This is a genomic window from Isoptericola sp. NPDC057559, from assembly GCF_042801555.1.
Lineage (GTDB): Bacteria > Actinomycetota > Actinomycetes > Actinomycetales > Cellulomonadaceae > Isoptericola.
The window spans coordinates 1-13,544 of the sequence record NZ_JBHVFQ010000006.1 but is presented as its reverse complement, the minus strand read 5'-3'; the positions used below and the strand labels follow the sequence as shown (position 1 = coordinate 13,544).

Here is a 13,544-nt window from a genome sequence, read left to right as displayed (position 1 = left end):
CTGGTCAGAACTTGCTGGTCAGAACTTGCTGGTCAGAACTCCTCGACGTACTCCTGCGCGGCGCCCAGGTCGGGGCCGGGGAGCAGCTCGAGGGCCGTGCCGGCGCGGTGCTGCTCGAGCACCGTCACCGTGTTCTCCCCGTGGCGCAGCAGCGGCGCGGGGACGTAGAGGGTGCGCTGCGGGCCGACCTCCCAGTAGCGGCCGAGGAGGACGTCGTTCACCCAGACGAACCCCTTGGCCCAGCCGGGCAGCGCGAGGAAGGCGTCGGCGGGCTCGCCGACCTCCAGGACGGTGCGCGCGAGCACCGGCCGCCCGTCCTGCCCGAGCGTCGTGTCCTCGGTGCCGGCGGCGGTACCGGCGTCGGGAGCGGCCGCCCAGAGCGCGTCCGGGCGGGCGTCGGCGAGCGGGACCGGCCGCGACGACCAGCCGTGCACGATGCGCCGGTCGACCAGGACGTCGCCGACGATGCCCTTGGGCTCGCCGAGGCGCGGGCCGTAGTTGACCCGCCCGAGGTTCTCGACCAGCAGCTCGAGGGTCACCTCCGCGCCCGTCCCGGCGACGACGACGCCGTCCGCGGCGGTCGCACGCTCCAGCACGCCCACGGGCGCGCCGTCGACGAGCACCGTCGCCCGGTCGTGCAGGCCGAGCACGGAGACCCTCGACTCCCCCGCGGGCAGCCGGGTCCGGGCGCGGTAGGCCACCAGGCCCGCGTCCAGGCCGAGCTGCTCGAAGGTGCGCGGGCGCGGCGAGCGGTCGCCCGGGCCTGCCAGCGCGTCGAGGGCCCGCGACGCCGGCCGCAGGGCCGGGGCCGGGAGGGTGCGCGCGGTCAGGCGCGCGGGCCGCGCGAGGGCCACCTCGTCGTCGTCCCGCGGCACGTGGGGCGAGCGGTACGGCGCGACGACGTCCCGCATCGCGAAGAACTTCGCCGTCACGGTGCCGTCCTCGGCCACCGGCGCGTCCGAGTCGTAGCTGGTGACGGTGGGCTGCAGCACGGTGCCGTCATGGTTCGCGCCGGCCCACAGGCCCGGGTTCGAGCCGCCGTGCGCCATGTAGAGGCTCACCGAGCCGCCCAGGTCGAGGATCTCGCCGACCGTGCGCGCCGCGTCGTGCGGGTCGCGCGTGTGGTGCTCCTCGCCCCAGTGGTCGAACCAGCCGTTCCACATCTCCGCGACGAGGAAGGGCTCGGGGTCCGCGCGGCGGCCGGCGAGGAGGTCGCGCGCCTCCCCCGGCCGGGAGCCGAGGGTGGCCGCGGCGAGCACGCCGGGCAGGGACCCGCCGTCCTGCATGAGGTGGGTGGGGCCGTCGGCCGTGAAGACGAGCTCGTCGATGCCGTGACGCGCGAGCGCGTCGCGCACCCAGGACACGTACGCGTGGTCGTCGCCGAAGCTGCCGTACTCGTTCTCGACCTGCACGGCGACCACGGGGCCGCCGCGGCCGGCCTGCAGCGCGGCGACCCGCGGCAGCAGCTCGGAGAACCACCGGTCGACGGCGTCCGTGAAGCGGGGGTCGATCGTGCGCAGCGCGATGCCGGGCGCGCCGGTGAGCCAGGCGGGCAGGCCGCCGTTGGACCACTCGGCGCAGATGTACGGGCCGGGGCGCACGACGGCGTCCATGCCGAGCTCGCCCACGAGGCGCAGGAACCGCTCGACGTCGCGGTCGCCGGCGAAGTCGAACCCGCCGGGCTCGGGCTCGTGCCAGTTCCACGGCACGTACGTGTCGACGGTGTTGAGCCCCATCGCGCGCACGCGGGTCAGGCGGTCGCGCCACAGGTCCGGGTGCACCCGGAAGTAGTGCACGGAGCCCGACAGCATCCGGTGCGGCGCGCCGTGCCTCAGCAGCACCGCGCCGTCGGTGGTCAGGGCGGGCCCGGCGGTCACTTGAGCGCCCCCGTGGCCAGCCCCGAGCGCCAGAACCGCTGCAGGGACAGGAAGGCGACGATCAGGGGCACGACGGCCACGAACGCGCCGATGATCACCATGTGCCGCTCGATCTGGCCGGACTGCACGAGGGCGTTCCACGTGACCAGCCCCACCGTGACGGGCTTGAGGTTCTCGTCGATCAGCACCTGCGAGGGCAGCAGGAAGTTGTTCCAGATCTCGACGAACTGGAAGAGGAAGATCGTCACGAGAGCGGGCGACATCATGCGCAGGCTCACCCCGAAGAAGATCTTGCCCTCGGCGGCGCCGTCGAGGCGCGCGGCCTCCACCACCTCGTCGGGCACCGACTGCGCGGCGAAGACCCGCGCGAGGTAGACGCCGAACGGGCTCACGATGCTGGGCAGCAGCACCGCGAGGTAGGTGTTGACGATCCCCACCTGGGAGAACATCAGGAACAGCGGCAGCGTGAAGAGCACCTTCGGCACCAGCACCGCCCCCAGCACGACGGCGAACAGGACGCCGCGCCCGGGGAACTCGAACTTCGCGACCGCGTACCCGGTGGCCGCCGCCACGAGGGTCCCGATCCCGGCGCCCACGATCGAGTAGAGCGCGGCGTTGCCCATCCAGGCCGCGAAGATGCCGTTCTTGTAGGCGAACAGGTCGGCGATGTTGCCGAACAGGTCGAAGTGGCTGAACCACAGCGGGTTGCCCGCGAACGTGTAGCCCGCGTCCTTGGTGGCCGCGACGAGCAGCCACCACAGCGGGAGGAGGAAGTAGGCGCTGGTCAGCACCAGCACCCCGGTGACGAGCACCCGGCTGCGCAGCGTCGTCTCGACGGAGTCGCGTCGGGGCCGCACGGCCGTGCGCGGGGCGCTCACGAGGACCTCCGGGAGGTGAGGCGGAAGAAGAGGACGGACAACACGGCCACGCCCACGGCGAGGATGACCGACTGCGCCGCGGCGTACGGGTAGTTCGCGGCGGTGATCGACGACTGGGCGGCCATCAGCGGCGTGAACTTGGGGCCGATGGTGCCGGTGCTCGACGACAGCACGAACGGCTCGTTGTAGAGCTGGGCGGACCCGATGATCGAGAACACCGCGGTGAGCAGCAGGGCGGGCCGCACCAGCGGCACCTTGACGTGCCAGGCGATGCGCCACGGGGAGGCGCCGTCGAGCTTGGCGGCCTCGAGCACCTCGCCCGGGATCCCCTGCAGCGCGGCGTAGATGATGATCATGTTGTAGCCGGTCCAGCCCCAGGTGACGACGTTGGCGACGGACCACAGGGTCAGCTCGGTACCGAGGAAGTCCACGGTGACGCCGGTGGGGGCGAGCAGCTGGTTGATGGGGCTGCCCGTCGGCGAGTAGAGGAACGACCACATGAGCGCCGACACGACGGTCGGCACCGCGTAGGGCGCGAAGCTCGCCAGCCGGAAGAACCCCTTGCCCCGCGCGGAGGCGGAGTCGATCAGCAGCGCCAGGCCGAGCGCGAAGCCGAGCATCACGGGCACCTGCACGACGCCGAACAGGAGCACGCGGCCGAGCGACGCGACGAACCCGGCGTCGTGCAGGGCGGCGGCGTAGTTGAACCACGGGTCGAAGACCTCGGTGGGCGGCGTCAGGCCGAGCGCGTCCCGCTCGATGCGGAACAGGCTCTGGTAGACGGCGTAGCAGATGGGCGCGACGTAGACCGCCGCGAACAGGACGACGAACGGCGCGACGAACCGCAGCGCGACGCGGGACGTGCGGGAGCGCGGGCGGCGCGCCCGCGGGGGCACCGCCCCGGGCGCGGTGGCGCGCTCGGGGCGGTGCTCCGTGGAGATCGTGGCGGTCACGGTCACTTGCCGACCGTGATGCCCTGCTGGGAGAGCTCGTCGATCGTGGCGGCCTTGGAGCTCGCCAGCGCGCCGGCGACGGTGGCGTCGCCCTGGCCGGCGTAGGCCTTCTTCATGTCCGCGGCGAAGGTGCCCATGAGCGTGGACACGCCGGGGCCCCACTGCCACCCCTCGGCCACGTCCGCGGCCGCGTCCACGAACACCTCGTCCACGACCTGGCCGCCGAAGTAGTCGTCGCCCTGGGTGAGCAGGTCGGACTTCAGGCCCTCGACCGAGGCGGGCAGCGTGCCGGCCGCCTCGATGACCGCGTCGACCGCCGTCGGGTCGGTGGACATGAAGTGCGCGACCTCCCACGCGGCCTCGGGGTCCTCGCAGCCGGCGAGGACGGCCGTGGCGCTGCCGCCGACGTTGCCGGTGGCGGTGTCGCCCTTCTCCCACGTGGGCAGCGGGGCCACGGCCCACGAGCCGGAGGCCGCCGCGGCCGAGTCCTTGAGGATGCCCTTGAACCAGGCGGCCCCTGCGATCGTCGCGATGCTGCCGTCGGAGAGGCCGGACGCCCACGCGTCGCTCCAGATGCCGGCGCCGACGAGGCCGTCGTCGACCAGGCCCTGCCAGTAGTCCGCGACCTCCTGGTTCTCGGGCGAGTCGTTGGTGATCGACCACGTGCCGCCGTCCACCGTGTACCAGGGCGCCCCCGCCTGCCAGGAGAAGCCGGTGTAGTCGAAGTCCTCGTACGTCCCGGTGAGCGCGACGCCGGCCTTCTTGAGCTTCTCGCCCGCGGCCCGGTACTCGGCCCACGTGGTGGGCACGTCGACGCCGTGCTCGGCGAAGACGTCCTTGTTGTAGAAGAGCACCATCGGACCCTGGTCCTGCGGGGCGCCGTAGACGCGGTCACCGACCGTGACGCCGGACCAGCCGGCCGGGGTGTAGGCGTCCGCGTCCTTGGAGGCGATGTCCGTCACCTCGAGCAGGTTGCCCTCGGAGACGAAGCTCGGCATGGTCTCGTAGCCGACCTGCGCCAGGCAGGGGGCGTCGCCGGCCTTCACCGCGTTGCGGATCTTGTCGTAGCCGCCCTTGTTGCCCGGCTCGATCTCGGTGAACTTCACCTGGACGTCGTCGTGCGCGGCGTTGAACGCCTCGGCGGCCTTGTCGTAGCCCTGCGCCCAGGTCCAGACCTCGATCGTCGTGGGCGTGCCGTCGGCACCGCCCGCCGTGTCGCCGCCGGCGCACGCCGCGAGGCTGACCGCCGCCACCGCGGCCACGCACGCCGCGCCTGTCGCACGCGCCGACCCGTTCGCCGTCGAACGCTTCATCTCTGACTCCTTCTGACCACTGTGTACCGAGGAGCGGCACCGATGCCGCACGAGGAATGCGAGCACCATAGCCGGTTCTGATATCCATAACAACCAGTCGTCAAGGCCCCGTATATGGCCACTTCCCTCCCGAACCACGACTCCCTTGTTATGGTCACCACGACGGGCGGTAGCATCGAGCCCGCAGCGGGCCGGGACGGGCCGCACGACGAGGGACCGGGGTGAGCCGTGGCACGGGCGTCATCGATGAACGACGTGGCGCGCATCGCCGGCGTCTCGGCGCAGACCGTCTCCCGCGTCCTGTCCGACCACCCGCACGTCAACGCCGCCACGCGCGCGAAGGTGATGGCCGCCGTCGAGGAGACCGGGTACCGCCGCAACCGTCTCGCCCGGGCGCTCGTGACCGGCCGCAGCCGCACGCTGGGCGTCGTGACGCACGAGACCGACCACTACTCGACGTCGGCGATCCTGCTCGGCGCGCAGACCGCCGCCCGCGCGGAGGGCTACTTCGTCTCCACGGCGACCACGCCGTCCCTGTCCACCCCGGCGGTGGCGCACGCCGTCTCGCGGCTGCTCGACCAGGGGGTCGACGGCCTCCTCATGGCCGTGCCCGTGCGCGAGGACGCGTCCCTCGGCGACCTCACCCGCGGCCTGCCCACGGTCGTCCTGGACGGCATGCGCTCGTCGGCCACGGAGGTCGTCGCGGTGGACCAGGTCGAGGCGGGCCGGCTGGCGACCGAGCACCTGCTGGGCCTCGGCCACCAGACCGTCTGGCACATCGCCGGCCCCGAGTCCTGGAACGACGCGATCGGGCGCACGGCGGGCTGGCGCCAGGCGCTCGGGGACGCGGGGCGCACCGTGCCGCCGGTGCTGCACGGCGACTGGTCGCCCGAGTCCGGCCACCGCAACGGCGAGCTCGTGGGGCGCATGCCCGAGGTCACCGCCCTCTTCGTGGCCAGCGACGAGATGGCCTTCGGCGCCGTCCGCGCGCTCGTCGAGCTGGGGCGGCGGGTGCCCGAGGACGTGTCGGTCGTCGGGATGGACGACATCGCCCTCGCGGCGTACGCCTCGCCGCCGCTGACCACGGTGCGGCAGCCGTTCCACGACGTCGGCGGGCGGGCCGTGGAGCACCTCCTCGCGCTGCTCGCCGACCCGGACACGGTGCACGAGCCCGAGGTCGTGCACCCGGAGCTGGTCGTGCGCTCCTCCACCGCGCCCGCGCGCTGACACCCGCGCCGTCCCACGTCGTGGGATCAGGGATGCGGCGGGCAACCGGTTGCTGGCAGTCTCGGCGACGACCGATGTGAATCGTCTCAACCGGATCGGAGCAACGATGCTGCCGGCACTCCGCACGACCACCGTCACCGCCTCGGTAGGCGCGCTCTGCGCGCTCGCCCTCGCCTGCCCCGCGCTCGCCGCGGGCGGCGAGGCCCCCGCCCCCGCCGCCGCGGCGGCCGCCACCGCCCCGGACGACGCCGTCCCCGGCGGCCGGGCCGTCGTCAGCACGCCGACCGACGGCGGCAACCGCGTGAGCTGGCGCCTGCTCGCGTCCGACGGTGACGCCTCCGCGTTCCACGTCTACCGCGACGGCGTCCGCGTCCCGGGCCCGCCCGCCACCGGCGCCACCACGTTCCTGGACGAGGGCGCTCCCCCGGACGCGCGCTACGCCGTCGTCCGGGTGGGCGACGGCGCCGCCCGCGCCGCCGCGCAGGGCCCGGTCGCGGGCACGTCCCTGACCCTGCGGCCCGTCGCGGGCGCGCAGGCGAGCTCGCTCGACGTCCCCCTCGACGTCCCGCCCGCCGGCGACGGGTACACCTACTCCGCGAACGACGCCTCCGTCGGCGACCTGGACGGCGACGGCGAGTACGAGATCGTCCTGAAGTGGGACCCCAGCAACGCCAAGGACAACTCACAGTCGGGCGTCACGGGCAACGTCTACCTCGACGGGTACGAGCTGGACGGCACGCGCCTGTGGCGCATCGACCTCGGCCGGAACGTCCGGGCCGGCGCGCACTACACGCAGTTCCAGGTCTACGACTACGACGGCGACGGCCGGGCCGAGGTCGCCGTGAAGACCGGCGACGGCACCGTGTCCGGCACGGGCCAGGTGATCGGCGACGCCGCCGCGGACCACCGGAGCTCCAGCGGGTACGTGCTCAGCGGGCCGGAGTTCCTGTCGGTCTTCCGCGGCACCGACGGCGCCGAGCTCGACACGGTGGACTTCCGCCCGGCGCGCGGCGCGGTCGGCGACTGGGGCGACACCTACGGCAACCGGGTGGACCGCTTCCTCGCCGGCACCGCCTACCTCGACGGCGCGCGGCCCAGCATCGTCATGGGCCGCGGGTACTACGCCAAGACCGCCGTCGCCGCCTGGGACTTCCGCGACGGCGCCCTCACGCGGCGCTGGACGTTCGACTCGGGCTCGTCCACCAACGGTCCCGACTGGACCGGACGCGGCAACCACCAGCTGTCGATCGCGGACGTCGACGCCGACGGCCGCGACGAGATCCTCTACGGCTCGATGGCGATCGACGACGACGGCAGCGGCCTGTGGCAGAACGGCACGCACCACGGCGACGCGTACCACGTGAGCGACCTCGTCCCCTCGAACCCGGGCCTGGAGGTCTTCAAGCCGTCCGAGTCCGGCACCGACCCGGCACACTGGGTGGCGGACGCCGCGACCGGGCGGATCCTGTCCAGCGCGCCGGCCGCGGGGGCCGACAACGGGCGCGGCGTGGCCGCGGACATCACGGCCGACAACCCCGGCGCCGAGGTGTGGTCCTCCCAGGTGTCCGGCCTGCGCAGCGCGACCGACGGCTCCGAGGTGGGCCGCAAGCCGGGATCCACCAACTTCGTCGTCTGGTGGGACGGCGACGGCCAGCGCGAGCTGCTGGACGACACGCACATCGACAAGTACGGCACGAGCGGCGACACCCGCCTGCTCACGGGCTCCGGCGTCGCCTCCAACAACGGCACGAAGGCGACGCCCGCGCTCCAGGCCGACATCCTCGGCGACTGGCGCGAGGAGGTCGTCTGGCGCACCACCGACTCCAGCGCGCTGCGGATCTACACCACGGGCATCCCGACCACCATCGCGCACCCCACCCTCATGGCCGACCGCCAGTACCGGCTGGCCGTGGCGTGGCAGAACACCGCCTACAACCAGCCGCCGCACCCGAGCTTCGCGACGGTGCGCTGACCACGGCGGACGACGGCCGGCCCGCGTCGGGCGTCAGCCCCGGCGCGGGCCGACCCACACCTGCTGCACGTTGACGAACTCCCTGATGCCGTGCGGGCCCAGCTCCCGCCCGTAGCCGGAGCGCTTCACGCCGCCGCTGGGCAGGCGCGGGTCGGTCTTGACGATGCCGTTCACCGCGACCTGCCCGGCGGCGATCCCGCGGGCCAGCTGCTCGCCGCGCTCCGGGGTGCTCCACACGCTCGCCGCGAGGCCGTACTCGGTGGCGTTGGCGGCCGCGAGCGCCGCGTCCGCGTCGTCGGCGCGGACCACCGCGGCGACCGGGCCGAAGGTCTCCTCGCAGGCCGCGGTCATGTCCGGGGTCACGTCGTCGAGCAGCGTGGGCGGGTAGAACCAGCCCGGACCGTCGGGCAGCTCGCCGCCGAGCAGCAGCCGGGCGCCCGCCGCCACCGTCTCGGTGACCTGCCGGTGCAGGGTGGCGCGCAGGTCCTCGCGCGCGATCGGCCCCACCTGCGTGGCCGGGTCGCGGGGGTCGCCCACGCGCAGCGCGGCGAGGCGGTCGCGCAGGCGCCGCACGAGGGCGTCGTGCACCGGCTCCTCGACGATCACCCGCTTGGCGGCGATGCAGGACTGCCCCGCGTTGATGACCCGGGACAGCGCGATCGTGTCGGCGGCCGCGTCGAGGTCGGCGTCGGCCAGCACGACGCACGGGTCGGACCCGCCGAGCTCCAGCACCGCGGGCTTGATCTCGGCCGCGGCCACGCTCGCCACGGCGGCGCCGCCGCGCGACGACCCGGTGAACGACACGGCCTGCACGCGCGGGTCGCGGATCACGGCGGCGACGTCGGAGGTCTCCAGCGGCAGGTTCGCGAAGACGCCGTCGGGCGCGCCGGACTCGGCCAGCGCCCGCGCGAAGACGTCGCCGATCGCCGCCGCGCAGCCGGGCACGTGCGGGTCGTGCTTGAGCACCCCCGTGTTGCCGGCCATGAGCGCGGGCGCGGCGAACCGCAGGGCGAGCCAGAACGGGGCGTTCCAGGGCAGGATCCCCAGCACCGTGCCGAGCGGCAGGTGCTGCACGTAGCTGTGCGTGGCGTCCGACGCGATGTCCTGCGGCGCGAGGTAGGCCGCGGCGTGCTCGGCGTAGTGCTCGGCGCACCAGGCCGCCTTCTCCACCTCGCCGAGCGCCTCCGTGGCCGGCTTGCCCATCTCCTGCGTCATCAGCGGGGCCAGCTCGTCGGCGCGGGCGCGCAGGTCGGCGGCGACCGCGCGCAGCACCGCGGCCCGGCCGTCCAGGCCCCGCCCGCGCCAGGCCGCGCGCGCGGCCTGGGCGGCGGCGAGGGCGGCGTCCACCTCCCCCGGCGTCGCGGCCGGCACCTCGCGGACCACCTGCCCCGTGCTCGGGTCGGTCGCGGTCAGCATGCGTCCTCCTCCTTCTCCGCGGCCTCCGCGGCGTCGGGGACGAGCGCGAGGGGCTCGCCGTCGACCCGCGCGGCGGCGTGCTCGGGCTTGCAGGTGAAGTCCTGGTCGAGCGTGAAGAACGACTCGCACCCGTCGGCCGTGACGTGCACCGTGTCGGAGATGCCGACGGTCTTGTCGCCGTCGACGCCCCACATCCACGGGATGATGTGGAACGTCATCCCCTCGCGCAGCACGCGCGGGTCGCCCTGGTTGAGGCTCACGATGTACCCCTCGTCCCAGCTGGGCGGGAAGGCGATGCCGATCGAGTACCCCGAGCGGGTCACCAGCCGGGCCCCGACGCCGTTGTCGGAGATGATGTTGCGCACGATGTTGTCGGCGTCGGACACCGTGAGCCCGGGCCGGATGGCGGCCTCCACCTCCGCGAGCGCCAGCTTCATCCGCTCCTGCGCCACGAGCAGGCTCCGCGAGAGGTCGTCGAGCACCACCGTGCGCATCATCGCGGTGTGGTAGCGGCGGAAGCAGCCGCCCACCTCGAGGAACACGTGCTCGCCGGGGCGCACCGTGCGCCCCTCCCACGTCGCGTGGCCGATCATGCTCCGCGGCCCCGACGCGACGTACGGCATCACGGCCGGGAACTCCCCGCCCGAGCGGAACATGGCGGCGCTGATCTCCGCGGCGACGTCGTTCTCCGTCACGCCCGCCGCGCACGCCGCGAGGCCCGCCGCCATCCCGACCTCGGTGGCCCGGGCGGCCCGGCGCATCACGTCGATCTCGGCCGGCGACTTGACGATGCGCCCCTCCTCGACGATGCCGAAGCAGTCGAGCAGGCGACCCTCCGTGAACGCCGAGTGCACGTAGTCCTGGTGGTAGGCCGGGAAGTAGTAGCTGTTGCGCTCGTAGCCCACGTCGCCGGTGTGCAGGCCGAACTCGCGCAGCGACTGCACCAGGCTCTGGATCGCGTCGCCCGTGTCCGGGTACGGCCGGGTGAGGTCCACCCACGTGCGGGCGTGCACGTTGGACTCCTCCATGCTGCGCGTGATCATGAACGGCTCGTCCTCGAGCGGCACGACCAGGGCCTGGAAGAACGAGTACCCCGTGGTCTGGTAGTCGGTGAGGTACATGAGGTTCTCGGGGTCGGTGATGACCACCGCGTCGAGCATGCGGTCCGCCATGCGGCGGCGCAGGTCGCCGAGGCGGCGCTCGTACTCCTCGAACGGGAACGTCATGTCGTCGCGCTGCCGCATACCGGCCTCCTGCCAGTCGGGTGGTGTCAGGTGGCGCTGCGCACCGCCGCGCCGAGGATCTCCAGCCCCTCCGCCAGGTCGTCGTCGGGGATCGTCAGCGGCGGGATGAGCTTGAGCACGCGGCCGCCGCTGCCGCACGCGCCGACGAGCAGGCCGTGGTCGAAGCAGTCCGCGACGACCGCCTTCGCCAGGGCGCCGTCGCCCAGGTCGAGGCCCTGGATCATGCCGCGCCCCCGGACGGCGAAGCCGCGGCCCTCGGCGTCCTGCGCGAGGGACCGCAGCGCGTCCGCCATCCGCTCGCCCTTCGCCCGGACCTCGGTCATGAGGGCGTCGTCCTCGAAGTAGGTGAGCGCCTCGCGCCCCGCCACGAACGACAGCCCCTGCCCGCGGAAGGTGCCGGTGTGCTCCCCCGGCAGCCAGTGCGCGTCGTGCTCGGGCCGCACGAGGTTCATCGCCAGGGGCGTGCCGTACCCGCCGATGCCCTTGGCCAGGCAGACGATGTCCGGGTCCAGGCCCATCCCGTCGAAGCTGAAGTAGCTGCCCGTGCGGCCGCAGCCCACCTGGATCTCGTCGATGACGAACAGCGCCCCGACGTCGTGCGCCAGCTCCTGCACGGCCCGGAGCCACTCGACGCTCGCCACGTTGACCCCGCCCTCGGCCTGCACCGTCTCGACGACGAACGCCGCCGGGGCGGCGAGGCCGCTGGAGACGTCGGCGAGCTGGGCCCGGTAGTCGTCCAGCGACCGCAGGCCGCCGCCCGGCGCGGTCTCGAACGGCAGCCGCACCACGTTGTCGAGCGGCACCCCCGCCGCCGCCCGGAAGAACTCGTTCCCCGTGAGCGCCAGCGACCCCAGCGTCATCCCGTGGAACCCGTGCGTGAACGCGACCACCTCGCGACGCCCGGTCACCTTCCGCGCGAGCTTGAGGGCCGCCTCCACCGCGTTGCTGCCGGTGGGGCCCATGAACTGCAGGCGCACCGTCATCACGCGCGGCTCGAGCACGGTGCCGACGAACGCCTCGATGAAGTCGCGCTTGGTGGTGGTGGCCATGTCGAGGCTGTGCGCGACGCCGTCCGCCTCCAGGAACGCGATCATGGCGCGTTTCATCCGCGGGTTGTTGTGCCCGAAGTTGAGCACGCCCGCCCCCGCGAAGAAGTCGACGTAGCTACGGCCGGCCTCGTCCACCTGGCGCGCGTTCGACGCCGAGGCGAACACCGTGGGGTACGTCCGGCTGTAGCCGCGGATCTCGGATTCCCACTTCTCGAAGACCTCCATCTCCCACACCTAGTTGCTCGCGGCGTGGGGCGCAACAGCGGCCGGTCGACGGGTCGCCCTAGCGGCGGCGCACGAGGTTCGCGAGCGGCGAGTAGCGCGGCACCCAGCGCGCGAGGGCGGCGGCCGAGGCGCCGCCGAGGGCGGCGGTGGCCCACACCCCCGCCGCGAGGGAGCCGAGCGCGGCCCCCGCCGACAGGAGCAGCGGACCCAGCGCGTCCCCCGTGTCCTGGAAGAGCCGCCACACGCTGAGGAACGTGGGACGCACGGCCGCGGGCGCGACGTCGGCCCCGAGGGTCATCACGATGCCCGACCCCATCCCGTTGCCGACGCCCAGCACGGCCGCCACGACGGTGACGGCCGCGACGGTGTGCGCGAACGGCAGCAGGGCCAGGCCCACCGCCATCGTGAGCATGGACGGCACCGCCACCCACAGCCGCCCGTACCGGTCCATCACCTTGCCCGCCGGGTAGAACAGGAGCATGTCCAGGGCGCCCGAGACGCCGAAGATCAGGGAGGTCACCTCGGCGTCGAGGCCCAGGTGCTCGCCCCACAGGGGGATGACGGTCTGCCGGGCGCCGCGCACCGCGCTCACCAGCAGGATGGCGACGCCGAGCGTCGCGAACAGCTGGCGGTGGTCGCGGGCCACGGCAGCGATGGAGACCCGTGGCCCGCCGCCCGCGCGCGGCAGCGGGGCCTCCGCCCGGGGCTCCGGCGGCACCAGCGCGAGCACGGCCACCGCGACCAGCGCGGACCCGGTGCCGAGCCAGAACGCGCCCTGGAGCGACGTCGCGGCGATCGTCGCGGCGCCCGCGAACGGCCCGAGGAAGAGCCCGATGCGGTGCACGCCGGCGAGCGTGGACAGCACCCGCGCGCGCCGCAGCGGCGGGGTGATCTCCGTGAGGTAGGCCTGCCGCGCGAGGTTGAAGACCGCGTTCGCCGCACCGAGGGCGAGGACGCCCAGGGCCAGCCCCCAGAGCGCCGAGGAGAGCGCGATGGTGCTGAACGCCAGGACGGCGACACCCCCCGCGAGCAGCATCGCCGTCCGGTCCCCGAGCCGCTGCGCGAGCGCGCCCGCGGGCAGGTCGAAGGCGATCTTGCCGAGCGGCAGCAGCGCGGCCACCAACCCCGCGACGGTGAGGGTCGCGCCGCGGCCCGTGGCGGTCACCGCGACGACCGGCAGCAGCGCGCCGATACCGATCTCCAGCACCAGGGTGGGGAGGAACGCCCCCAGGACGACGCTGCGGAACGGGAAGAGGGGCGGGGACGGCACGCACCATTCCTATCGCACGGGCGCCCGACGGCGGCCGGCCGTCCCAGCCCGGGGTCCTGGACCTGGCCCGGTGACCGGGCCGGGGTCGGTGACGCGCCGACCGGCCGGTCGGCGCGTCAC

At 73.9% G+C, this 13,544-nt stretch carries 10 protein-coding genes; 2 read left to right on the top strand and 8 right to left on the bottom strand.

The features are described from left to right. Window positions 1-32: 32 nt before the first annotated feature. From ACFU5J_RS08185 to ACFU5J_RS08170, 4 genes are read right to left on the bottom strand one after another with little or no spacing between them, the layout of a single operon-like run. Entirely contained in the window at window positions 33-1,877 is a 1,845-nt protein-coding gene (locus tag ACFU5J_RS08185) for a glycoside hydrolase family 35 protein (RefSeq protein ID WP_430578393.1), read from the bottom strand. Then, window positions 1,874-2,755, bottom strand: a complete 882-nt coding sequence (locus tag ACFU5J_RS08180; protein ID WP_430578392.1) for a carbohydrate ABC transporter permease — start codon at window positions 2,753-2,755, stop codon at window positions 1,874-1,876. The genes ACFU5J_RS08185 and ACFU5J_RS08180 overlap by 4 nt, the downstream gene beginning before the upstream one ends. Continuing rightward, window positions 2,752-3,714, bottom strand: coding sequence for a carbohydrate ABC transporter permease (locus tag ACFU5J_RS08175; protein WP_430578391.1), 963 nt, complete (start codon window positions 3,712-3,714; stop codon window positions 2,752-2,754). The genes ACFU5J_RS08180 and ACFU5J_RS08175 overlap by 4 nt, the downstream gene beginning before the upstream one ends. After that, window positions 3,711-5,021: an ABC transporter substrate-binding protein gene (locus ACFU5J_RS08170; protein ID WP_430578390.1), complete on the bottom strand. Its 1,311-nt coding sequence runs from the start codon at window positions 5,019-5,021 to the stop codon at window positions 3,711-3,713. Before ACFU5J_RS08170 ends, ACFU5J_RS08175 begins: the two co-directional genes overlap by 4 nt. A 246-nt stretch (window positions 5,022-5,267) precedes the next feature. Between ACFU5J_RS08170 and ACFU5J_RS08165 the strand changes: the two genes are divergently transcribed. Together ACFU5J_RS08165 and ACFU5J_RS08160 are read left to right on the top strand one after the other, a co-directional pair. Beyond that, window positions 5,268-6,248 carry a LacI family DNA-binding transcriptional regulator gene (locus ACFU5J_RS08165; RefSeq protein WP_430578389.1) on the top strand — a complete coding sequence of 327 codons (981 nt, stop codon included), beginning with the start codon at window positions 5,268-5,270 and terminating at the stop codon, window positions 6,246-6,248. Window positions 6,249-6,354: 106 nt separating this feature from the next. Then, entirely contained in the window at window positions 6,355-8,220 is a 1,866-nt protein-coding gene (locus ACFU5J_RS08160) for a rhamnogalacturonan lyase (protein ID WP_430578388.1), read from the top strand. A 33-nt stretch (window positions 8,221-8,253) separates the two neighbouring features. Here ACFU5J_RS08160 and ACFU5J_RS08155 read toward each other — a convergent pair whose 3' ends face one another. From ACFU5J_RS08155 to ACFU5J_RS08140, 4 genes are read right to left on the bottom strand one after another with little or no spacing between them, the layout of a single operon-like run. After that, window positions 8,254-9,636: an aldehyde dehydrogenase family protein gene (locus ACFU5J_RS08155; protein WP_430578387.1), complete on the bottom strand. Its 1,383-nt coding sequence runs from the start codon at window positions 9,634-9,636 to the stop codon at window positions 8,254-8,256. Next, window positions 9,630-10,880, bottom strand: coding sequence for an ectoine hydrolase (gene doeA, locus ACFU5J_RS08150; protein ID WP_430576239.1), 1,251 nt, complete (start codon window positions 10,878-10,880; stop codon window positions 9,630-9,632). Before doeA ends, ACFU5J_RS08155 begins: the two co-directional genes overlap by 7 nt. Before the next feature lie 26 nt (window positions 10,881-10,906). Then, the gene (locus tag ACFU5J_RS08145) at window positions 10,907-12,154 is read right to left on the bottom strand and encodes an aspartate aminotransferase family protein (protein WP_430578386.1); all 1,248 of its coding nucleotides are present in this window, start codon (window positions 12,152-12,154) and stop codon (window positions 10,907-10,909) included. A gap of 58 nt (window positions 12,155-12,212) precedes the next feature. Continuing rightward, window positions 12,213-13,424 (bottom strand): MFS transporter, encoded by a 1,212-nt coding sequence (locus ACFU5J_RS08140; protein WP_430578385.1) that lies wholly within the window; start codon window positions 13,422-13,424, stop codon window positions 12,213-12,215. Window positions 13,425-13,544 lie beyond the last annotated feature (120 nt).

Coding starts and splice junctions, on each gene's coding strand:
- ACFU5J_RS08170 (WP_430578390.1), bottom strand. CDS start 5,021: ATGAAGCGTTCGACGGCGAACGGGTCGGCGCGTGCGACAGGCGCGGCG.
- ACFU5J_RS08165 (WP_430578389.1), top strand. CDS start 5,268: ATGAACGACGTGGCGCGCATCGCCGGCGTCTCGGCGCAGACCGTCTCC.
- ACFU5J_RS08160 (WP_430578388.1), top strand. CDS start 6,355: ATGCTGCCGGCACTCCGCACGACCACCGTCACCGCCTCGGTAGGCGCG.
- ACFU5J_RS08155 (WP_430578387.1), bottom strand. CDS start 9,636: ATGCTGACCGCGACCGACCCGAGCACGGGGCAGGTGGTCCGCGAGGTG.
- doeA (WP_430576239.1), bottom strand. CDS start 10,880: ATGCGGCAGCGCGACGACATGACGTTCCCGTTCGAGGAGTACGAGCGC.
- ACFU5J_RS08145 (WP_430578386.1), bottom strand. CDS start 12,154: ATGGAGGTCTTCGAGAAGTGGGAATCCGAGATCCGCGGCTACAGCCGG.